Source organism: Rhizobium sp. TH135 (genome assembly GCF_002855515.1).
Taxonomy (GTDB): Bacteria; Pseudomonadota; Alphaproteobacteria; order Rhizobiales; family Rhizobiaceae; genus Allorhizobium.
Genome location: NZ_PKRP01000004.1, coordinates 453,357 through 474,928 on the forward strand (window position 1 = coordinate 453,357; position 21,572 = coordinate 474,928).

The 21,572-nt window shown below is 61.8% G+C and carries 21 protein-coding genes; 11 read left to right on the forward strand and 10 right to left on the reverse strand.

From position 1 onward, the window contains the following. Positions 1-76 precede the first annotated feature (76 nt). From lnt to trmB, 4 genes are all read left to right on the forward strand, one after another. Positions 77-1,666: an apolipoprotein N-acyltransferase gene (gene lnt / locus C0V73_RS15000; protein WP_102020783.1), complete on the forward strand. Its 1,590-nt coding sequence runs from the start codon at positions 77-79 to the stop codon at positions 1,664-1,666. Positions 1,667-1,813: 147 nt separating this feature from the next. Next, entirely contained in the window at positions 1,814-2,233 is a 420-nt protein-coding gene (locus C0V73_RS15005; RefSeq protein ID WP_102020784.1) for a helix-turn-helix domain-containing protein, read from the forward strand. A 163-nt stretch (positions 2,234-2,396) separates the two neighbouring features. Continuing rightward, positions 2,397-3,635 carry a methionine adenosyltransferase gene (metK, locus tag C0V73_RS15010; RefSeq protein WP_102020785.1) on the forward strand — a complete coding sequence of 413 codons (1,239 nt, stop codon included), beginning with the start codon at positions 2,397-2,399 and terminating at the stop codon, positions 3,633-3,635. A gap of 5 nt (positions 3,636-3,640) precedes the next feature. After that, on the forward strand, positions 3,641-4,342 hold the full coding sequence (gene trmB, locus C0V73_RS15015; protein WP_102020786.1) for a tRNA (guanosine(46)-N7)-methyltransferase TrmB: 702 nt from the start codon (positions 3,641-3,643) through the stop codon (positions 4,340-4,342). Between the two features lie 40 nt (positions 4,343-4,382). On the opposite strand, the gene C0V73_RS15020 is transcribed toward trmB, so the two are convergent. Together C0V73_RS15020 and C0V73_RS15025 are read right to left on the reverse strand one after the other, a co-directional pair. Beyond that, a complete protein-coding gene (locus tag C0V73_RS15020) occupies positions 4,383-4,640 on the reverse strand; it encodes a DUF1150 family protein (protein ID WP_102020787.1) in 258 nt (85 codons plus the stop codon). Positions 4,641-4,689: 49 nt separating this feature from the next. Further along, positions 4,690-5,112, reverse strand: coding sequence for an Hsp20 family protein (locus C0V73_RS15025; protein ID WP_102020788.1), 423 nt, complete (start codon positions 5,110-5,112; stop codon positions 4,690-4,692). A gap of 144 nt (positions 5,113-5,256) precedes the next feature. Here C0V73_RS15025 and C0V73_RS15030 point away from each other — a divergent pair, with 144 nt between their 5' ends. Beyond that, positions 5,257-6,201 carry a nucleoside hydrolase gene (locus tag C0V73_RS15030; RefSeq protein WP_102020789.1) on the forward strand — a complete coding sequence of 315 codons (945 nt, stop codon included), beginning with the start codon at positions 5,257-5,259 and terminating at the stop codon, positions 6,199-6,201. Positions 6,202-6,263: 62 nt separating this feature from the next. On the opposite strand, the gene C0V73_RS15035 is transcribed toward C0V73_RS15030, so the two are convergent. From C0V73_RS15035 to C0V73_RS15045, 3 genes are all read right to left on the reverse strand, one after another. Beyond that, positions 6,264-8,609: a methyl-accepting chemotaxis protein gene (locus C0V73_RS15035; RefSeq protein WP_102020790.1), complete on the reverse strand. Its 2,346-nt coding sequence runs from the start codon at positions 8,607-8,609 to the stop codon at positions 6,264-6,266. 151 nt (positions 8,610-8,760) lie between these two features. Next, positions 8,761-9,660 (reverse strand): ribokinase, encoded by a 900-nt coding sequence (locus C0V73_RS15040; protein WP_102020791.1) that lies wholly within the window; start codon positions 9,658-9,660, stop codon positions 8,761-8,763. Between the two features lie 45 nt (positions 9,661-9,705). Next, positions 9,706-10,929, reverse strand: coding sequence for a DNA recombination protein RmuC (locus tag C0V73_RS15045; protein ID WP_102020792.1), 1,224 nt, complete (start codon positions 10,927-10,929; stop codon positions 9,706-9,708). Between the two features lie 291 nt (positions 10,930-11,220). Here C0V73_RS15045 and C0V73_RS15050 point away from each other — a divergent pair, with 291 nt between their 5' ends. The 5 genes from C0V73_RS15050 (at position 11,221) to truA (ending at position 16,681) form a co-directional block, all read left to right on the forward strand. Further along, positions 11,221-12,726 (forward strand): globin-coupled sensor protein, encoded by a 1,506-nt coding sequence (locus C0V73_RS15050; protein ID WP_102020793.1) that lies wholly within the window; start codon positions 11,221-11,223, stop codon positions 12,724-12,726. 115 nt (positions 12,727-12,841) lie between these two features. Next, positions 12,842-14,344 (forward strand): globin-coupled sensor protein, encoded by a 1,503-nt coding sequence (locus C0V73_RS15055; RefSeq protein ID WP_172450183.1) that lies wholly within the window; start codon positions 12,842-12,844, stop codon positions 14,342-14,344. A gap of 73 nt (positions 14,345-14,417) precedes the next feature. Beyond that, entirely contained in the window at positions 14,418-14,930 is a 513-nt protein-coding gene (def, locus tag C0V73_RS15060; protein ID WP_102020794.1) for a peptide deformylase, read from the forward strand. A gap of 39 nt (positions 14,931-14,969) precedes the next feature. Beyond that, positions 14,970-15,914 (forward strand): methionyl-tRNA formyltransferase, encoded by a 945-nt coding sequence (gene fmt, locus C0V73_RS15065; protein WP_102020795.1) that lies wholly within the window; start codon positions 14,970-14,972, stop codon positions 15,912-15,914. Further along, complete coding sequence (gene truA, locus C0V73_RS15070; RefSeq protein WP_102020796.1) at positions 15,914-16,681, forward strand: tRNA pseudouridine(38-40) synthase TruA; 768 nt, start codon at positions 15,914-15,916, stop codon at positions 16,679-16,681. Before fmt ends, truA begins: the two co-directional genes overlap by 1 nt. Before the next feature lie 9 nt (positions 16,682-16,690). On the opposite strand, the gene C0V73_RS15075 is transcribed toward truA, so the two are convergent. The 4 genes from C0V73_RS15075 to dapD all read right to left on the reverse strand — a co-directional run bounded on the left by C0V73_RS15075 (position 16,691) and on the right by dapD (position 19,813). Further along, the gene (locus tag C0V73_RS15075) at positions 16,691-17,287 is read right to left on the reverse strand and encodes a hypothetical protein (protein ID WP_102020797.1); all 597 of its coding nucleotides are present in this window, start codon (positions 17,285-17,287) and stop codon (positions 16,691-16,693) included. Continuing rightward, positions 17,274-18,467 (reverse strand): succinyl-diaminopimelate desuccinylase, encoded by a 1,194-nt coding sequence (dapE, locus tag C0V73_RS15080; protein WP_102020798.1) that lies wholly within the window; start codon positions 18,465-18,467, stop codon positions 17,274-17,276. The genes C0V73_RS15075 and dapE overlap by 14 nt, the downstream gene beginning before the upstream one ends. Positions 18,468-18,571: 104 nt before the next feature. Beyond that, the gene (locus C0V73_RS15085) at positions 18,572-18,946 is read right to left on the reverse strand and encodes a DUF805 domain-containing protein (protein ID WP_102020799.1); all 375 of its coding nucleotides are present in this window, start codon (positions 18,944-18,946) and stop codon (positions 18,572-18,574) included. Between the two features lie 6 nt (positions 18,947-18,952). Next, on the reverse strand, positions 18,953-19,813 hold the full coding sequence (gene dapD / locus C0V73_RS15090) for a 2,3,4,5-tetrahydropyridine-2,6-dicarboxylate N-succinyltransferase (RefSeq protein ID WP_102020800.1): 861 nt from the start codon (positions 19,811-19,813) through the stop codon (positions 18,953-18,955). A 137-nt stretch (positions 19,814-19,950) separates the two neighbouring features. On the opposite strand from dapD, the gene C0V73_RS15095 reads away from it, so the two are divergent. Further along, positions 19,951-20,829 (forward strand): LOG family protein, encoded by an 879-nt coding sequence (locus C0V73_RS15095; protein WP_102020801.1) that lies wholly within the window; start codon positions 19,951-19,953, stop codon positions 20,827-20,829. Between the two features lie 40 nt (positions 20,830-20,869). Here C0V73_RS15095 and C0V73_RS15100 read toward each other — a convergent pair whose 3' ends face one another. Continuing rightward, positions 20,870-21,553, reverse strand: coding sequence for a calcium-binding protein (locus C0V73_RS15100; RefSeq protein ID WP_102020802.1), 684 nt, complete (start codon positions 21,551-21,553; stop codon positions 20,870-20,872). Positions 21,554-21,572: the final 19 nt, after the last annotated feature.

Genomic DNA, 21,572 nt, shown 5'->3' on the forward strand with positions numbered 1-21,572 from the left:
CCAAGCGAAGACCGCGACACGGCTCCCGTTTTTTGGGAGACTGCCCGCGGTTGATTCGCGGTCATAAGGGGTGGATATGCAGGCTTTGGCAGCGAGGATCCTGCTGTTGTGGGGCGTGAGGCGAGCAGGCCTCGCCATTCTCGCAGGAGCAATCGGGGCGCTGGCGCTTCCGCCATTCAACATCTTCGCGGCGATGTTCGTGTCGTTCACGCTGCTTGTTTGGCTCCTCGACGGCGCGACAGGCAATGCGGAGACCGGGCGCGCAGGGTTCTCGTCTTCCTTCTGGATCGGCTGGCTCTTCGGCCTGGGCTATTTTGTCTGCGGCCTCTGGTGGCTCGGCAATGCCCTTCTCTTGGAGGCAGAGGAATTCGCCTGGGCGATCCCGCTCGCGGTTCTCGGTCTGCCGGCGGTCCTTGCCATCTTCTACGGCTTTGCGACCTTGCTCGCCCGCCTTGTTTGGTCCGACGGCATGGGGCGGATTGCAGCACTTGCCGCAGCGTTCGGCCTGCTGGAATGGCTTCGCAGCTTTGTTGCAACCGGCTTTCCCTGGAATGCCATCGGTTATGCCGCAATGCCCGTGCCTTTGATGATGCAGTCGAGCCATGTGCTTGGCATTCTCGCCATCACGCCGCTGGCTGTGTTTGTCTTCGCAAGCCCGGCGCTGCTTGGCACGCGCCGGGGTGCCTGGCCCGGTCTGCTGCTGGCCGGCACGCTTCTATTCGCTCATCTCGGCTACGGCGCTTTCCGCCTCTACGTCGACCCGCCCAAGGAAGGGGACACGACCGTCACTGTCCGTCTTGTCCAGCCGTCGATCGACCAGTCGCAGAAGATGGAAAACACCGATCGCATCGGCATCTTCGAGAAACATCTGGCGCTGACTGCCGCAGCGCCGGAAGAGGGCAGCAAGCGGCCGGACGTGATCGTCTGGCCGGAAACCTCCGTGCCCTTCATCCTGACCGAGAACCCGGATGCTCTGGTGCGCATCGGCGATGTTCTGCAGGATGGCCAGATCCTGCTCACGGGAGCGGTCCGTGCCGAGGAGCGAGGTGCAGGTCAGCCGCCGCTCTATTACAATTCGGTCTACATGATCGATGACAAGGGGCAGATCCTTGGCGCGAGCGACAAGGTTCACCTGACGCCGTTCGGCGAATATGTCCCCTTCGAAGACCTGCTCCGACAGTTTGGCATCGAGGAACTGATCAGCCTTCCGGGTGGCTTCACCGCAGCCTCGAGCCGCACGCCCTTGAAGCTTCCCTCCGGCATCGGGTTCTATCCGCTGATCTGCTATGAGGCGATTTTTCCGGGTGAGGTTGCATCGGATCTCGCCGGTGCGAGTGCCATTTTGAACGTCACGAACGACGCCTGGTTCGGGGCGACGCCTGGCCCTTACCAGCACTTCCTGCAGTCCCGGCTCAGGGCCGTTGAATCAGGCGTGCCGCTGATTCGGGTGGCGAACAACGGTATTTCGGCAGTTATCGATCCGCTCGGGCGTATCGTTCAGGGACTTTCTTTGAACACCGTTGGAGCTGTTGATGCAACTCTCAGTGTCAATTCTGTTCCAATTCGAGCCGGCTATAATCACGCTTTAAACCTTTGGTTGGTCGTCGGCGCGATGACTTTGATAGCCGCCTTTTCTAGTCTGGGTTTTATTAGGCGCACGAATTGACCAAAAACCCCTAAAATTGCATAGTGGCTTAGACCGGTAATCTGCAAGTATGCTGAAAGATCATCTACGGCGAGCACAACGTCTCGTTATCGTTAGGCGGGCATCGGGTTAGGGTCGCAACGCCAACAATTTGTCAGGACGACATTAATGATCGAGAACAAGAAGAAGCCGAACCCGATTGACATCCACGTCGGGAGCCGGATTCGCCTTCGTCGTACGATGCTTGGCATGAGCCAGGAAAAGCTTGGTGAAAGCCTCGGGATCACCTTCCAGCAGATCCAGAAATACGAAAAGGGTACCAACCGCGTCGGCGCGAGCCGCCTTCAGAACATCTCCAACATTCTGACTGTACCGGTTTCCTTCTTCTTCGAGGATGCGCCTGGCGACCAGCCGTCCAACGCGACCGGCATGGCAGAAGCATCGAGCTCCAACTACGTGGTCGACTTCCTGTCCTCCTCGGAAGGGCTCCAGCTCAATCGCGCTTTCGTCAAGATTGGCGACGCCAAGGTTCGCCGCAAGATCGTCGATCTCGTCAAGGCATTGGCGGCCGAAGCCGACAGCGAGTGAGCTGAATTATCCCTGACAAAGAGAGCGGCCGCAGGGCCGCTTTTTTTATGCGCATGGAAGGAAATGTTTACTCACATAAAGATATATTTATGTGGTTGTGTCCTTGTCATCGTCGCTTGAACTGGGTAACGATGCCGAAATCCATACTTTGAGGGGAATCCCGATGCGCGCAAACTACCTCTTCACCAGCGAATCCGTTTCCGAAGGTCACCCGGACAAGGTTTGTGACCGAATTTCCGACGAAATCGTCGATCTCGTTTATCGTGAAGCGGCCAAGACCGGGGTGGATCCCTGGACCGTGCGCATCGCCTGCGAAACCCTCGCCACAACCAACCGCGTTGTCATCGCCGGTGAAGTTCGTCTTCCGCCGAGCCTGATGAAGACCGACAAGAACGGCAACGAGGTCATCAACCCGGCCAAGTTCAAGTCCGCAGCCCGCAAGGCGATCCGTGACATCGGCTACGAGCAGGACGGCTTCCACTGGAAGACGGCCAAAATCGACGTGCTCCTGCACTTCCAGTCCGCCCACATTGCTCAGGGCGTCGACAAGGCTGCTGATAGCACCAACAGCGAAGGCGCTGGCGACCAGGGCATCATGTTCGGTTACGCCTGCAAAGAAACGCCGGACCTCATGCCGGCACCGATCTACTATTCGCACAAGATCCTGCAGACGCTGTCGACCGCCCGCAAGAAGGGGGAAGGCGACGTCGGCAAGCTTGGCCCGGACGCCAAGAGCCAAGTCACAGTCCGTTACGTCGACGGCAAGCCGGCTGAAGCCACCTCGATCGTTCTGTCCACCCAGCATCTCGACGAGACCTGGGATTCCAAGAAGGTTCGCCAGGTCGTCGAGCCCTATATCCGCGAAGCCCTGGGCGAACTGAAGATCGCCGACGATTGCGCCTGGTACATCAACCCGACCGGCAAGTTCGTCATCGGCGGTCCGGATGGTGACGCCGGCCTTACCGGCCGCAAGATCATCGTCGACACCTATGGCGGTGCAGCACCCCACGGCGGCGGCGCCTTCTCTGGCAAGGACACGACCAAGGTCGACCGTTCGGCAGCCTATGCAGCCCGTTACCTCGCCAAGAACGTCGTTGCCGCCGGTCTCGCAGACCGTTGCACGATCCAGATCTCCTACGCCATTGGCATTGCCCAGCCGCTGTCGATCTATGTCGACCTGCATGGCACCGGCAAGGTGACCGAGGACGAGGTCGAAGCCGGCATCCGCAAGGTCATGGACTTGTCCCCATCGGGCATCCGCCGCCATCTTGACCTGAACAAGCCGATCTATGCTAAGACGTCGGCCTACGGCCATTTCGGCCGCAAGGCTGGCCGCGACGGTTCCTTCTCCTGGGAGAAGCTGGACCTGGTCAAGCCGCTCAAGGATGCGATCAAGGCTTGATCTGAATGACGGAACAGGAACGCAGGACGAGGTCGACCGAAGCCTTCTTCGGTCGACGCAAGGGAAAGCCATTGCGCGACCAGCAGGTCGGGCGGATGGAAACCATCCTGCCGGAGCTGAAGGTCGACCTGGCATCACCGGTGCCGGCCGACCTCAAGTCGCTGTTTCCTCTGCCTGTCGACAAGATCCGTCTCGAAATCGGCTTTGGGGGCGGGGAGCATCTCGTTCACCGCGCCCGCACCAATCCGACCACCGGCTTCATCGGCGTCGAACCCTTCATCAATTCTATGGCAAAGCTGCTCGCGGTCGTCGAGGCCGAGGGATTGCAGAACATTCGCGTCTATGATGACGACGCGACGCAATTGCTTGATTGGTTGCCGGAAGGCCAGATTGACCAGATCGATCTTCTCTATGCCGATCCCTGGCCGAAAAAGCGCCACTGGAAGCGCCGCTTTGTCTCGCAGGTCAATCTCGACCGCTTCCACAAGGTCCTGAAGCCGGAAGGCATCTTCTGCTTCGCCTCCGACATCGACACCTATGTCAACTGGACGCTGCAGCACTGCCGCGATCATGGTGGTTTCGAATGGACGGCCCGCAATGCGGCCGACTGGCTCACGCCCTATGACGGCTGGCCGGGTACGCGCTACGAGGCCAAGGCCCGTCGTGAAGGCCGCTCCTCGGCCTATCTGACATTCCGCAAGCGCTGATTCGCCACCGTCTTCGGCGGCGAGGGGTCTGCTGCACTATTCAGTGCAGCGATACGGTCTTCAGGTCGTCTTCCGCTGCCTTGAAGAAGGTGCTGGAGCGATTGTCCGTAAGGAGAATCGGTGTGCCATCGGCGGCAAACAGTGCCCAGAGGTCCAGCGTCGGATCTATTTCCGGTGCTTCCGGGAAGCAGCGGGACACTTCGTCCGACTTCATTTTCCGGATATAGCCCACTTCGCCGGCACCGAGATGCGCAAGCTCTGATTTGGTCAGGCGGGACGAGGCTTCTTTCAGTAACATTCCGATCCTCCGCGAATGAGGGAGAGGCGGCCGAACATTGCCGCAAGTCTCATTCTGCGGTGGAGATGTTAATTTTCCTTACCAGATGCACGGGATCGTGCCGGATGATCTCGATTGCGAGCAGCCCGTTTCTGAGCGAGGCCCCCATCACTTCCATGCCGTCCTCGATTGCAAAGACCCGTTGGAACTGGCGCGAGGCAATGCCGCGAAACAGATAGTTTGCCTCTTCCCGTTCGGCTTGCTTGCCGCGGATGACCAACTGGTTTGCCTCGACGCTGACATCCAGCTCGTTTTCATCGAAACCCGCGACGGCCAGCGTCACGCGCAGCCGTTCCACCCCCTTCTGCGGGGGCAGGCGTTCGATATCATAGGGCGGATAGCCATCGCTGCCCCGAGGCCGCCTGAGCGCACTGCCGTCTCCGGTATCGAATGTGATGAGAAAGGCTTCGGTCGGTAGTCTGGTGCGCGTCATTGCAGTCCCTTGTGCGGCCCGCCATGGGCTGTCCCTCAGTCATCAGGAATATGGGAAATCCCACGGCACCCGACAAGCGCTCTCTTGCTTGACAAACGTGAACTCGCGTTCCAAGCCTCATGGCCTCAGACTTTAGGATGCCCCATGACAGAACCCCGCAAGATCATCATTGACACCGACCCCGGTCAGGACGATGCCGCCGCCCTTATGCTCGCCTTTGCAAGCCCCGATGAACTTTACCTTCTCGGCATCACGACAGTGGCCGGCAATGTGCCTCTCTCCTACACGAGCCGCAACGCGCGCATCGTCTGCGAACTCTGCGGCGAAACCGGTCGGCGCATCTTCGAGGGCGCGGATCGCCCCATGGTGCGCCCGCTGGTGACGGCCGAACACGTGCACGGCAAGACCGGCCTAGACGGCGCTGTCCTTCCCGAACCGACAATGAAGGTCGAGGGCCAGCACGCGGTTGATTTCATCATCGAGACCCTGCGCAACGAGCCCGCCGGCACCGTGACGCTCTGCACCCTCGGCCCGCTCACCAATATCGGCCTTGCCCTGCAAAAGGCCCCCGATATTGCTCCGCGCGTCAAGGAACTGGTGATGATGGGCGGCGGCTTCTTCGAGGGTGGAAACATCACCCCGGCTGCCGAATTCAACATCTATGTCGATCCCCATGCTGCCGCAGCCGTCTTCGCATCGGGCATCCCGGTCACCATGATGCCGCTCGATGTCACGCATCAGTTGATGACCACCAAGGCCCGCGTCGCCCGCATGGCCGCTATCGGCACGAAGCCCGCGAAAACCATGGTGGAATGGCTCGAATTCTTCGAGCGCTTCGATGAAGAGAAATACGGCTCCGACGGCGGTCCGCTGCATGATCCGACAGTTGTCGCCTATCTCCTGAAGCCGGAGCTGTTCAGCGGTCGTCATTGCAATGTCGAGATCGAACTGCAGTCGGAGCTGACGGTCGGCATGACCGTCGTCGATTGGTGGGGCGTCTCCGGTCGCACGCCGAACGCCACCGTCATGCGCAACGTCGATGCCGACGGCTTCTTCGATCTCCTGATCGAGCGTTTCGCCCGGATCTGAGCGGAACGAAAAAAGGGCGCTGCATAGGCAGCGCCCCTTTTCTTTTTTCAAGCTTCACAAGCTTAGAACTCTTCCCAATTGTCAGCGCTGGCGGACGCGCCGCCTGCTGCCGCCACCTTGCGTGGTGCCGGGCTGTAGGAAGGCGCCTTGAGGCTTGCGCTCGGTTGGGCCGCAGCCGTCCGCATGGTTGCTGCGGCCGCCCGCAGTGCCGATCCTGGCGCGGAGGCACCGTTCACCTGGAACTTGGCGACGAGCCCACGTAGCGTGTCGGATTCGCTGCGCAGCGCCATGCTGGCTGCCGTCGTCTCTTCCACCATCGCTGCGTTCTGCTGCGTTACCTGGTCCATCTGGTTGACGGCTGCATTGACCTCCTTGAGGCCGGATGCCTGCTCGCTGGCTGATGCCGAGATCTGCCGGATCAGACCGTTGATCTGCATGACCTGCTGGGAGATCTTCTCCAGCGTCTGCCCTGCTTCGCCGACGAGTTCCACCCCGTCCTTGACCTGGGCTGCCGAGGCGTTGATCAGCGCCTTGATCTCCTTCGCAGCCGTGGCGGAACGCTGGGCAAGCTCACGCACTTCCTGTGCAACGACGGCAAAGCCCTTGCCGGCTTCCCCGGCGCGGGCCGCTTCTACGCCGGCATTGAGGGCAAGAAGGTTGGTCTGGAAAGCGATCTCGTCGATGACCCCGATGATGCGTGAGATCTCCTGCGACGACTGCTCGATGCCATGCATCGAGGCGACCGCCTTTTGCACGACCTCTCCCGACTTCTCGGCATCCTTCACGGCAACCGAAACGGTATTGGCAGCGGTTCCGGCATTGTCGGCGCTCGAATTGACCTGCTCGGTCAGTTCGTTGAGTGCCGCCGCCGTTTCCTCCAGGCTTGCTGCCTGCTGCTCGGTGCGCTTGGAAAGATCGGCTGCACTTTCCGAGATTTCGCTGGTGCCGGCGGCGATGTTGACGACGCTTCCGTTCACCGAGGCGATCGCCTGTTCGAGGCTTGCCACGGCATCATTGAAGTCGCGCTTCAGCGCGCCGTATTCGCCCGGGAAATCATCCGCGATGCGATAGGTGAGATTGCCCTGCGACAGCTGCGAAAGTCCGCTACCGAGCGCCGTTACCACATGCTGCTGCACGGAGGCTGAGGCATTGCGCTCTTCCTCGTTGCGACGGCGTTCACCTTCGGCCGATTTGCGCTGGGCGTCGGCCTCTGCCGCCAGCGTGTGGCTCTCGGCCAGTTTGTGCCGGAAACCGTCAAGCGCCTTGGCGACGAGGCCGATTTCGTCCTCACGATGCTGGTTCGAGACGTCGCTTGCATAGTCGCCCTTCGTCATGCGCTCGACGTCTCCGACGAGACCATGGAGTGGGCGCTGTGCCAGGGAGCGCACTGCAAGGAACAGTGCCAGCATCACGGCGGCAAGCACGATCAGGCCACCGACGATCATCATCATCGTCTGCGCCTCGACCGGCGCATTGATCGCCGCATGCGGGATATCGATGATAACGGCCCAGGTGGCGTTCACGCCGGGGACGGCAAAGGGATAGAGCAGCCGGTCGAAGCCTTCGCCAACCTCGTTGGACAGATCGGTCACGACGCTGCCCTTGCCGCTCGAAAGCGCGGTCTTCAGGGCATCGGTGCCTTCCACCTCGTAAGGCTTCATCAGCAGGTCGTCCTTCGGGGCTACCAACCACTGAGCACCCTGTGCAACGAGCAGAACACGGCCCGTCTCGAACGGCTTCAGTGCCTTCAGCTTCTCAGACAGAGACAAAAGCGAGATGTCGACACCGGTGACGCCGATCATCTTCCCGCCGGAGACAACCGGATAGGCGATCGAGCTCATCGTCGTCGGAACGTCGGTGCCCTCGGCGAGATAGGGGGCGGTAATGGCGCCCTTGCCGCTCTTGGCTGCCAGCGCATACCATTCGGCCGCATAGTCGGCGCGGAAGGTGGAGAACTGGATCTCGCCGTTCTTGTTCTTCGACCAGTAGGGCGTGAAATCGCCATCGTCATTGGCTGAAAGTTCGAGTTTACCCTTGATCTCGTCCTTCTGGCCGTCGATCGCACGCGGTTCTTCCGCCATCCAGCTGCCGAAGGCAAACGGGTTCTGTTCGAGATTGGCCTTGAGGACGTTGGTGATGCCTTGCCGGTCGAAGGACTTGCCTTCGTGGCCGCGGCCGATGACGCCGGACATGGTGCGTGCGGCACTCGCCAGTTCGCCGATATCGCCTGCGATTTCACGGGCGATGGATTTTGCCTCGGCGTCGGCCTGTTCCATGGTGAGGGAATGAACCCGATCACGGGTCTGCGAAATCAGGACCAGATTCGAAAGGAAGAGCACCAGACCGATGGCGATGCCGGTCACGACGAGGAGCTTGGCTGCGATCGAACGGGTAAAAAAAGCGAACATAGGAGCCTCGAATACTGAGGATCAGGACGCAGGGACATTCGTTCCACACCCTCATGGCGTGGCCGGGCGCGCTTTCGCGCACCCCAATCACACCAGATGCTATGTTCCATTGCTTAACGGGCAATAAATCAGACTTGTGCCCGGGTTTGCGTCAAAGAGCGGCGGCAACCTCGCCAGCGTCAGGGATCGACGGCTGAGCGCCGGCCTTGAGGCAGGCCAGCGATCCGGCAACGGCGGCGCGGCGAAGGGCTTCACCAAGCTCAAGTCCCGCGTCGAGGCTCGCGGCCAGATAGCCGCAGAACGTGTCGCCCGCACCCACGGTATCGACGGGTTCGATCTTCAGCCCCTTGGTCCGGTGCAAGCTCCCGCCTTCAGCCGCCACGACACCTCCGGCCCCGAGCGTGATGATCAGGATCTGCTCGGTGTCCTTGTGCATCTCAAGAAGCATCTCTTCGCGCTCTTCGGATGTCAGCGCCTCGCGCCCCACCAACAGTTCAAATTCCGTCTCGTTCGCGATGACGATGTCGGCGAGCGTCGCGAGCTCGGCCGCCTCGGCAGTCAGCGGCGCCGTGTTGAGCACGGTGCGCACGCCCTGCGCCTTGGCTGCCTGCAGTGCAGCCTTCACGGATGCGGCCGGGACTTCGAGCTGCAGCATCAGGATGTCGCCCGGCTGGCTGCTCGAAACCGCCTCAGCCGCTTGGTCGGGGCTGATGGTCCCATTGGCGCCCGGCACAACGGCGATCATGTTTTCCCCGTCGCCGCCCACCAGAATGAGCGCCGTCCCGGTCGGTCCATCCACGCGCGCGACGCTGGAAAGATCGGTACCCGCCTTGTCGAGAAGGTCGAGGGCAGGGGCGGCGAACTCGTCGCGTCCCACAGCGCCCACCATGCGTACGGATGCACCGGCGCGCCGCGCAGCCAGCGCCTGGTTTGCGCCCTTGCCACCGGCTGCCGTCGCAAAGCCTGTTCCCGGAACCGTCTCACCTGGCTTCGGAAGGCGCGGCGTGGTGGCAACGAGGTCCATGTTGATGGAGCCGAAGACGGTGATCATGAGCGAGAGGCCTCCCTGGGTTCTTCGCTCTTTTGGACCAGCGCCTTAGTCCTCGTCAACAACCCTGAGCTTGAGCATGCCGGTCCGGCTCTCCACCGCGCGCGACGGGATCTCCTCGCCATCCTCGCGCCCGCCCGGCGTCTCAAACTCCATGGCTTCGATCTTGGCGCCGCGCTTGGCAAGCTTGTCCGAGGAGGTGATGATCATCTCGACATCCTTCTGCGCCGCGATGAAATGGCTCTGCAGTTTGCGCGTGCGGTCGTCGAGGCGGCTCAAGTCCTCCATCAGCCGGATCACCTCGCCCTGGATCAGATGCGCCTGCTCGCGCATGCGCTGATCTTTCAGGACGGCCTGGATCACCTGGATGGAGAGCATCAGAAGCGAAGGCGAGACGATCACCACCTTCTGCCGATGCGCCTTTTGCACGACGCCCTCAAAGTTCTCATGGATCTCGGCGAAGATCGATTCCGACGGCACGAACAGGAAGGCCATATCCTGGGTCTCGCCTGCGATCAGGTATTTCTCCGAGATGTCGCGGATATGAACCTCCATGTCCCTCTTGAACTGCTGGGAGGCCATCTTCTTCTGCTCGGGGTTTTCCGTCTCGCGGATCACGTTCCAGGCTTCGAGCGGGAACTTTGCATCCACCACCAGCGGCGGCGAATTGTTCGGCATCCGGATGGTGCAGTCGGGACGCGACCCATTCGACAGCGTCGTCTGGAACGCATAGGCGCCCATCGGCAACCCGTCGGCGACGATCGTTTCCATTCGCGATTGCCCGAAGGCGCCGCGCGTCTGCTTGTTGGACAGGATCGCCTGAAGGCCGACGACATCCTTCGCCAGGGACTGGATGTTGTTCTGTGCCGCATCGATCACCGCCAGCCGTTCCTGCAGCGTGCGCAGGTTGTCATGCGTCGACTTAGTCTGCTCGGTGATTGTGGTCCCCAGCCGGTGAGTCATGCCGTCGAGCCTCTGGCTGATCGACTGGTTGAGCTCCGCCTGCCGGCTGCCGAAGACTTCGGCCATGGTAGCGAGCCGTCCCTGCATCTCGGCCTGAGCCTTGAGGAGTTCCGCGAGCCTTGCTTCCGCCGCCTCGTCGCGCCGCAGAGCGTCTTCCCGCATCTCGGCGCGCGCGCGTGCCGCCCTCAGCGCCACGATCACGACGGTGAGGATCGGGAGCAGCAGAACCGCTGCCGCAAGCCCAAGCAGGAACGCGGGTGAAAGAGTGACTGAGCCGATGGTCACCGCCGGAATGTCCAGAATTGTCATGGATCGATGATAGCTGATTCGGACACCGAGAACAGATCAAAGAGTGAACGCCGTCCGCCTGCGGCCCCCTCAGGTTGAGCCGTCATATTTCTTTCGCCGCATCGCAAGATGACAAACGTCAAAAGCGATGCCGGAAACAGTAATGATTTTCGTCCGCGCGGCCTGGCCCCCGTCTCAGGACGCTAAAAGGTGCTCTCGGCAGGCAACACAACTTTTACCATTTTAGAATTTCCTCAATCATATTTATCAGCATTCGCTGATGTTTTTAGTCCAGGAAAGTGAGTGCCGGTCATGGTGTCGCAAAACGAGAACTCCGATCTGAAAAACCGTCTGCGCTTTCTGGGGCTTGATGACCGAGGCCGAGAAATCCTGCGTCGTCTGGGGCCTCTGATCCACAACAACATCGGCGATGCGCTCGCAATCTTCTACGACAAGATCCGCAAGGTCCCCGAGACGGCTGCCTTCTTCCGCAACGATGATCACATGAAAAGCGCCAAGAAGCGCCAGGAAGAGCATTGGGGCATCGTCGGAACGGCCGAATACAATGAAAGCTACGTCGAAGGTGTAACCAAGGTCGGCAAGGCTCATGCCCGCATCGGTCTCGAGCCGCGCTGGTATATCGGCGGCTACGCGCTCGTGCTGGAGCAGCTGGTGCATGCCGTCACCCGCGAGCGCTGGCCAAGCCGATTTGGCCGGCAGAAGTCGGAACGCCTGGCCGAGGAAATCTCGGTCGTGGTCAAGGCTGCCCTGCTCGATATGGACTATTCCATCTCGGTCTATCTCGCGATCCTCGCGGAACAGCGCCAGGCGGCAGAGGATGCCCGGATCAAGGCCGAACAGGAGCAGGCAACTGCGCTTGCGGCTCTCCGTGCAGTGCTCGCCAAGCTTTCCGCCGGCGATCTCGATGCCCGTCTGCCGGATGATTTGCCCGCCAATTTCGTGCAGATGGCAAGCGACTACAACGCCTCTGTCGAAGCGCTCCGCGCGACCATTGTCACCGTGCGTCACTCGGCTGACGAGATCTTCAAGTCGACGGCCGCCATCTCCGATGCCACCGACGATCTGGCCCAACGCACCGAACAGCAGGCTGCGGGTCTGGAGGAAAGCACGGCAGCCCTGCATGAGCTCACCCAGAACGTCACGCTGACGGCCGATGGTGCAAAGGAAGCCTCGGTGGTCGTCGGCGTCGCCCTCACCGAGGCGCGCGTTTCCGAAGAAGTCGTCTCCCGCGCCGTCGATGCCATGGGCGCGATCGAGAAGTCGTCCGACGAGATTTCCAAGATCATCGGCGTGATCGACGAGATCGCCTTCCAGACCAACCTCCTGGCACTCAACGCCGGGGTCGAGGCAGCCCGTGCGGGTGAAGCCGGCCGTGGTTTTGCTGTCGTCGCCCAGGAGGTCCGCGAACTCGCCCAGCGCTGCGCCAATGCTGCCCGCGAGATCAAGAACCTGATCTCCCAGAGCTCCACCCAGGTCGAGGCCGGGGTCGGCCTTGTCAACAATGCCGGCGACGCGCTCGGCAAGATCATCGTCCGCATCGGCGAGATCAACGATATCGTCGGCAAGATCGCGCTTGCCGCAGCCGACCAGTCCGGCGGCCTGCGGGAGGTCAACACTTCGGTGGCCTCGATGGATCAGATCACCCAGCGCAATGCCGCCATGGTCGAGGAAAGTTCGGCCCAGACGGCGACTCTTCGCGAAGAAGCCGGTCGCCTGGTCCACGCCCTGCAGGGCTTCAAGACCTCTGGCAGCAGGTCGCAAAGTACGAGCCAGAACGCCTACCGCATGGCGGGTTGATACCCGATCATGGCCACGCATGGCGGCATGATTTGTCGCCATGCGTTTAGGATCTGTTCAACAAACCGTGACAGTTCTACTTGATACCAATCAACCCGAGAGTCCGCATCGCATCATGAGCATCAAAGCCCAGAACGACCTGTCCGAACGCCTGGAGTTCCTCGAGATCGATCAGAAGACGCGCAGCACGCTGGCCGAGCTTCGCCCGTCGATCAAGGAGGTTCTGGGTGGTGCGCTCGATAAGTTCTACGCCAAGGTGACGAAGACCGGAAAGATCGCCGGCCATTTCCGCGACGGCGCCCATATGAACGGTGCAAAGAGTGCCCAGATTGGTCATTGGGACAAGGTCGCAGGTGGCAATTTCGACGAGAACTACGTCAAGGGCGTCACCGCCGTCGGCAAGGCCCATGCCCGCATCGGTCTCGAGCCGCGCTGGTATATCGGCGGTTATTCGATGCTGGTCGGCGAGCTCCTCTCTGGCGTCCTCGTCAAGCATTGGCCTTTCCCCTTTGGCAAGCAGCATGCGATTTCGCTGGGCGAGAAACTTCGGGCAGTCGTGAAGGCTGCCATGCTCGATATGGACTATTCGATTTCCGTCTATCTCGAAGAGCTGGAAAGCAAGCGCCAGGCCCTCGAAGAAGAGCGCGCCCGCTTTGCCGCCGACCAGGCGATTGCCATGGAGCATCTGCGTCGCGGTCTGGAAGCGCTGGCTCAGGGCGATTTCGAAGCCCGCATGACGACGGACCTGCCTGACAATTTCAAGGAAATGGCCGGCCACTACAACGAAACGGTCGATCGTCTGAACACCTCCTTTGCCGCGATCCGCCGCGCTTCGGAAGGCATCCTGACCGGCACGGACGCGATCGCCCATGCCTCCGGTGAACTCGCCAGCCGCACCACGCGCCAGGCAAGCGGCGTGCAGGAGAGCTCGACCGCCCTTCAGCAGCTTTCCGTCAGTGTCAGCCAGACGGCCGCCAATGCCGAGCGCGCCTCTCAGGAGGTGCGCGACACGCAGCTTCAGGCAAAGACCTCGGGCACCGTCGTCTCCCAGGCTGTCTCCGCCATGGGCGCGATCGAAAAATCCTCTACCGAGATCTCCAAGATCATCGGCGTCATCGACGAGATCGCCTTCCAGACGAACCTTCTGGCCCTCAATGCAGGCGTCGAGGCCGCGCGTGCTGGCGATGCCGGCAAGGGCTTTGCCGTTGTCGCGCAAGAGGTCCGCCAGCTTGCCCAGCGCTCAGCCGATGCCGCCAAGGAAATCAAGCAGCTGATTTCCCAGAGCTCGACCCAGGTCAAGGAAGGCGTCAGCCTCGTCACCGGCACCGGCGAGGCGCTGAATGACATCATCACCCGCATCGACGCCATCGACACCTTCGTCTCGGATATCGCAGCCGCCGCCAAAGATCAGGCGATCGGCCTGAACGAGGTCAACCAGTCCACCCGTAACATGGATCTGCTGACCCATGAGAACAGCGACATGGTTGAGCGCACCTCGGACGAGACGCGCCGTCTCAGGGCAGAGGTCGCCGGTCTCGTCGAGCAGCTGTCGCAGATCCGCACCCGTGCCGACGCCGCCCCGCAAACGCGCCGCATCATGGAACGTCGGGTCGCCTGATCCGGCTCAGAATCGGAGAAACGGAAGCGTTTTTTCCGTTTCCTCCGCCGGGAAGTTGCGCTAAGGGGAGGCCATGACCATCAAGCCTCTCATCATCCTGCCCGATCCCCTGCTGCGTCAGGTATCCGCGCCCATCGAGCGCGTCGATGCCGAGCTCGAGCAGTTCATCGATGACATGCTCGAAACCATGTACGAGGCCCCCGGCATCGGGCTGGCCGCGATCCAGGTCGGCGTGCCGCGCCGTCTTCTGGTGATTGACCTTGCCAAGGAAGGCGAGGAGCCCGCGCCGCTGGTCTTCATCAATCCGGAGATCCTGACGAGCTCTGACGAGCGCTCGGTCTATGAAGAAGGCTGCCTCTCGATCCCGGACTATTACGCTGAGGTTGAACGCCCTGCCTCGATCACGGTCAAGTCGATCGGCCGCGACGGCAAGGAGACAGTGACGGAGGCCGACGGCCTGCTTGCCACTTGCCTCCAGCACGAGATCGACCATTTGAACGGCGTGCTTTTCATCGATCATATCTCCCGCCTGAAGCGCGAGATGGTGATCAAGAGGTTCACAAAGGCCGCCCGTCAGAAGATCTGATCAAGGGCGTGATCAACCCCGCGCTTGAAGGCTGACAGAATGGCACTTCGCATCATCTTCATGGGTACGCCGGATTTTTCGGTCGCGACCCTGAAAGCGCTGCATACGGCGGGCCACCAGATTGTCATGACCTATTCGCAGCCGCCCCGTCCCGGTGGTCGCCGTGGCCTCGACCTGCAGAAATCCCCGGTCCATCTGGCGGCCGAAGACCTCGGCATCGAGGTCCGCCATCCCCTGAACTTCCGTGATCCCACCGATCGGGAAGCCTTCGTCGCACTCCAGGCCGATGTCGCCGTCGTCGTCGCCTATGGCCTGCTGCTGCCCGAAGCGATCCTGAACGGCACACGTCTTGGCGCCTATAACGGCCATGCCTCGCTCCTGCCGCGCTGGCGGGGGGCTGCCCCCATCCAGCGCGCCATCATGGCCGGCGATGCCGAAACCGGCATGATGGTGATGAAGATGGACAAGGGCCTCGACACCGGCCCCGTCGCACTCACCCGCAAGGTGACGATCGGCCTCGATATGACCGCCGGCGAACTGCACGATGCCCTGAGCCTCGTCGGCGCCGAAGCCATGGTCGAGGCGATGGCGAAGCTCGAAGCCGGGACGCTCGAAACGGTCACACAGGCCGACGAGGGCGTGCTTTATGCGGCCAAGATCGACAAGGCCGAAACCCGCGTCGACTTCACTCGCCCGGCGACCGAGGTGCACAATCACATCCGCGGCCTTGCGCCTTTCCCCGGTGCTTGGACCGAGATGGACGTCAACGGCAAGCCTGAGCGCGTCAAGCTCCTCGCCTCAAGCCTCGCGGAAGGGCAGGGCGCAATCGCGGCCCCCGGCACAGCCCTCGACGATCACCTGACGATCGCCTGCGGCACGGGCGCCGTGAGCCTTGTCCGTCTGCAGAAGGCGGGCGGCAAGGCATTGAACGCCGAGGATTTCCTGCGCGGCACGCCACTTTCCAAGGGCACGGTGATCGCCTGATGCCCCGCTTTCGGATGACCGTCGAATATGATGGCTCGGCCTATGTCGGCTGGCAGCGCCAGGAAAACGGCCATTCGATCCAGGCGGCCCTCGAACAGGCGATCCTGTCACTCACCAGCGAGACCGTCGTCATCCGAGGTGCCGGCCGCACCGATTCCGGCGTCCACGCCATGGGCCAGGTGATCCATGCCGATCTCTCCCGCGCCTGGGTGCCACATAAGCTGCGCAATGCGCTGAACGCCCATCTGGCGATGGCGTCCGAACAGGTCGCCGTGCTCGATGTGCAGGCTGTGCCGGATGAATTCGACGCCCGCTTCTCGGCGCTCCGCCGCCATTATCTCTACCGCATCATCACCCGTCCGGCGCGTCTCGCGCTCGAGGACAAACGTGCCTGGTGGGTGCCGAAGCCGCTCGATCCCGAGGCCATGCACGAAGCTGCCCAGCAGCTCGTCGGTCACCACGACTTCACCACCTTCCGCTCCGCCCATTGTCAGGCGAAGAGCCCGGTGCGGACGCTCGATCGCCTGGATGTTACGCGCACCAGTGAACTGATCGAAATCCGCGCCACGGCCCAGAGTTTTCTGCACAATCAGATCCGCTCCTTTGCCGGTACGCTGAAGCTCGCGGGCGAGGGCAAGATGACACCTTCAGATGTCCGCGCAGCACTCGAGGCCCGCGACCGTGCGGCCTGCGGACCGGTGGCGCCGCCCGAGGGGCTGTTCTTCATGAGGGTGGATTATCCCGGCGATGAGCCGTTCACCGGCTGAGGTGTTTTTTCAGCCCGGATAAACGCCGAGATAGCGTTCCAGCACTTCCGCGATGATCATCGACGGCACGAGCAGCACCATGATGATGGTCGAGACCATCAGCAACTGGTCGCCCACAATCATCCTGACGATGCGGAAAAGAGCAGCGATCAGCGTGATCATCAGCAAGAGCCACAGGAACGCCACGACGCCGGCAAGCGCCGGCAAGAACATCATCAACAGCACGAGCAGGCCGTAGGAATAGGATACCGGCACGGCGAGCCAGTTGATCGCCACGACCATCGATGCGTATTTCTCGCCGATCCCGACCATCCAGCAGAGAATGCCGAGCAATATCAGCGGGAAGAGCCAGTTGGACGCCTCGACCAGCGCCAGGCGGAAGAAGAACAGGCCGCCCGTCTCAGTACCCTCCGGCAGGCCCTGGAGATAGAGCAGGCGCCACCAGGCAAAAGAGATCAGGATCGCGGGCAGCGCCCAGAGGATCGCCCAGAAGGAGCGCATCGCGCCCCGGTCGGTCAGGTCGAGATAGGCAAAGCCTGAGGGATCCTGCTTGAACAGCAGCCAGAGGCCTTTGAGATAGAACTCGACCTCCTTAAGCGTCGGCATGGGCGAACCACTGCTCGATGAAGGTCTGGTAGATGACCGTGAGCATTTCCAGATCCGAGACAGCGACCCGCTCGTCGACCATGTGCATGGTCTGCCCCACGAGGCCGAATTCGACCACCGGGCAGTAATCCTTGATGAAGCGCGCATCCGACGTGCCGCCTGTTGTCGAGAGCTTCGGCGTCTTGCCGGTCACCGTCTCGATTGCCCCCGACAGCGAGGCGATCAGCGCATTGTTGCGCGTCAGGAAAACATGGCTTGGCCGTTCCGACCAGGTGATGTCGTAGCCGATCGCTGCACGATCCGGCCGAAGCTCGGGATCAACAGCGGCCGCATCGAGACGGCGAATGATCTCGGCCTTGACGCTATCGGCGGTCCAGACATCGTTGAAGCGGATGTTGAACTTGAAGCGCGCCGAAGCCGGAATGACATTCGTCGCCGCATTGCCGACATCGATGGTGGTGACTTCGAGGTTCGACGGCTGGAAGTTCTCCGTGCCGGTGTCGAAGGCCGGGAACATCAGGCTTTTTGCCAAGGACAGCGCGCCGCGCACCGGATTGTCGGCAAGATGCGGATAGGCGGCGTGACCTTGCACGCCCTTGACCGTCACTGTGCCCGAAACCGAGCCGCGCCGGCCGATCTTGATCATGTCGCCGAGGCTATCGGGATTGGTCGGCTCGCCGACCAGGCAGGCATCCCAGCGCTCGCCGCGTTCCACCGCCCATTCGAGCAGCTTCACCGTGCCGTTTACCGCAGGGCCTTCTTCATCGCCGGTAATCAGCAGCGAGACCGAACCCTTCGGCACCTTGCTGGCTTCGACCAGTCGCGCATAGGCGGCGATGAAGCAGGCGATCCCGCCCTTCATGTCGACCGCGCCACGGCCATAAAGCATGCCGTCTCTGATATCGCCGGAGAACGGGCCAGCGCTCCAGTCGGTCTCGGCACCCACGGGCACGACATCGCTATGGCCGGCAAACATCAGATGCGGGCCATCCGTTCCGGCGCGCGCATAGAGGTTTTCGATATCGGGCGTGCCTTCGTCCTTCGCGATCATGCGATCGACGCGGAAACCGAGAGGCGAGAGCAGGTTTTCGAGCACACCAAGCGCACCGCCTTCGGCAGGCGTGACGGAAGGGCAGCGAATGAGGGCCTGGAGAACATCGACGGGATTGGTAGCGGTCATGAACACTTTTACGGGATTGACCGAAGTCCGGTTCAGCCCGGCCGTCGGTGCCTTGAGAAGATGAGCCAGACTTAGCTGATCCGCCCGAACCTGTCACCCACCGCTCAGGACGAACGCATGTCCGATCCCGGCCCGTAACGGTTGTCGTCCTGGACCGGTGGCCAGACGCAGAGCACGAAGAAAAGGATCAGCGAAAAGGCAGGCAGTAGCAAGAGAACGGACGCCATGCCTGGCATGCCGATATCATGCAGCCGCTTCGTGCCGAGCATCAGCAGCGAGACGAGCGACAGGCTCGCAGTCGTCAGGAAAAGCGAAAACGAGCCGGGCGAAATGTCGTCCGATCCCGTCACGAACGCGATCACGGCCGCGTTCGCCATCATCCAGAACAGCGTGCCGAGGATGAAGACACGCCTGCCGATGCGCCCGTCCCATTGGAAGAGCGCCCAGCCGACCGATGTCTCCCGCCCCGGCAAGGCCATGAGGGCTTAGTCGCGCAGCAGTTCGTTGATGCCCGTCTTCGAGCGGGTCTTTTCGTCGACGCGCTTGACGATGACGGCGCAGTAGAGATGCGGTGCCGGGAGACCGTTTGCCATAACGGCATTGCCCGAGGGCATCGAGCCGGCAACGACGACGGAATAGGGCGGCACTTCGCCATACATCACTTCGCCGGTGGCGCGGTCGACGATCTTGGTCGACTTGCCAATGTAAACGCCCATGCCGAGCACCGAGCCTTCACGGATGATGCAGCCCTCGACGACTTCCGAACGCGCGCCGATGAAGCAGTTGTCTTCGATGATCGTCGGGCCGGCCTGCAGCGGCTCCAGAACGCCGCCGATGCCGACACCGCCGGAGAGGTGCACGTTTGCGCCGATCTGGGCGCAGGAGCCGACGGTCGCCCAGGTGTCGACCATGGAGTTTTCACCGACATAGGCGCCGAGATTGACGAAGGACGGCATCAGAACGACGCCCTTGGAGATGTAGGCCGAGCGGCGGACAACGGCATTGGGCACGGCGCGGAAGCCGGCCGAGCGGAACTGGTTTTCGCCCCAACCTTCGAACTTCGACGGAACCTTGTCCCACCAGGTCGAAGCGCCCGGGCCACCCTTGACGACTTCCATGTCGTTCAGGCGGAAGGAGAGGAGCACGGCCTTCTTCAGCCACTGATGCACGGTCCAGGTGCCGTCTTCGCCGCGCGCTGCGACGCGCACCTTGCCGCTGTCCAGGAAGTTGAGCGCCGTCTCGACGGCATCGCGGATCTCGCCCGTGGTGGTGGTCGAAACCGTATCGCGGTTGTCGAATGCCGCTTCGATAACGTGTTCGAGCTGGGTGAGATCGGAGGCGCTCATCTGAATTCCTTAAACTTCGTTGTCTACCGTGGGGATGGAAAGATCAGGATCTGATCGAAAATTCGCGCAAAGCTCTAGCGCATAAAGGGCTGGAAGAAAACAGCCGCAGTAGCTCTGCGTTTTGGAAAGGAAGAGGCATGGCACGGTGGAAGAACGGCAAGCACAGGCGCAAGGACGGATCCTGGGATCCGCTGAAGGATAGCTCGACCGACAAGCAGACGGCGCAGGTCATTCCGCGCACCCCGCAGTCTGCGTCTTCGTCCTATACGCTCGCCTATGTTGACGATGAATTCCTCTGCCGCGAGGAGCTTCGACCCGTCCGTCTGCAGCTCGAACTCCTGAAAACGGAGATGATCCTCACCGAGCGCAGCATCAAGTCGACAGTGGTCATGTTCGGCGGTGCCCGCATCCCGCCCCCCGGCGAGGCGGCCTGGGCGGCGAAGAACGATATCCAGAAGAAGAACCTCGAAAACGCCTCGATCTATTATGAAGAGGCCCGCAAGTTCGCGCAGCTCTGCTCGGCTCAGGCCAAGAAGATGGATTACCACGAATATGTCGTGGTGACCGGCGGTGGGCCGGGTGTGATGGAAGCGGGCAATCGCGGTGCGTCAGAGGTCGGCGCCCCCTCGGTTGGCCTCAACATCGTCCTGCCGCACGAGCAGGCGCCGAACCCCTATGTCACGCCGGAGCTTAGCTTCAACTTCCACTACTTCGCCATCCGCAAGATGCATTTTCTGATGCGCGCCAAGGCGATCACCATCTTCCCCGGTGGTTTCGGCACGCTGGACGAACTCTTCGAGACCGTGACGCTGATCCAGACCAAGCGCATGGCGCCGATCCCGCTGATCCTGTTCTCGCGCGCCTTCTGGGAGGACATTATCAATTTCGAGGCGCTGGCCGCCTTTGGCACCATCGCGCCCGAGGACCTCGATCTCTTCCAGTTTGCGGAGACTGCCGAAGAAGCCTGGAAGATCATCGCCGACTTCTACGACCTGAACGACGAAACGGCCCCGTGAGGGGCCGCCCGCGTCTTCCAGTGGTGTGCTGATCGTCCGATCAGCGGAACATGACCGGCCGCTTCGGCATGTCGTCGGCGCTGATGACGCCATCCTTGTTGCGGTCCATCCGGGTGAACATCTTGTCGGCCATGGCAGTTGCTTCCGCCGGGCTGATCTGACCGTTCTCATCGGTATCAGCGACCCGCATCATCCGGCCCTGGCTACGCATACCGTCCCGACCACCGCGATCCTCGCCGCGCTCGGCACGTTCATTGTGCCAGCCGTGGCGTTTGCCGTGCGGGCCCTTGCCCTCACCACGCGGACCATCGTCATTCATGGCCTGTTCCTGGGGTGCATCACCCGGGGGCGGGGTTGGTGCATCGGCCTTGGCTGCTTCGCGCTCCGCCTGGCGTTCGGCCCGCATAGCTTCACGGGCTGCCTTGTTCTCTTCGCGCATGGCTTCGCGGTGCTGGCGCATCTCGCCAGGAGTCAGCACGCCGTCCTTGTTGGCATCGATGGCGGTGAACATCGCAGTGCCCGCAGCCGTCGCTTCTTCCTTGCTGATCTTGCCGTCCTTGTTGGTGTCATGCTGCTGCAGCATCTGCACGAACATCACTTCCGGACCGCCACGGCCGGGGCCGCCACGGCGCTCGCCGCGGTCCTGCGCAAAGGCGCCGCCGGCGGTGGTGCCGATGAGGAGGGAGGCTGCCACGGCGGCCAGCGTCAGGGTCTTGCCGTTCATTGGGATATCCTTTCGAGTG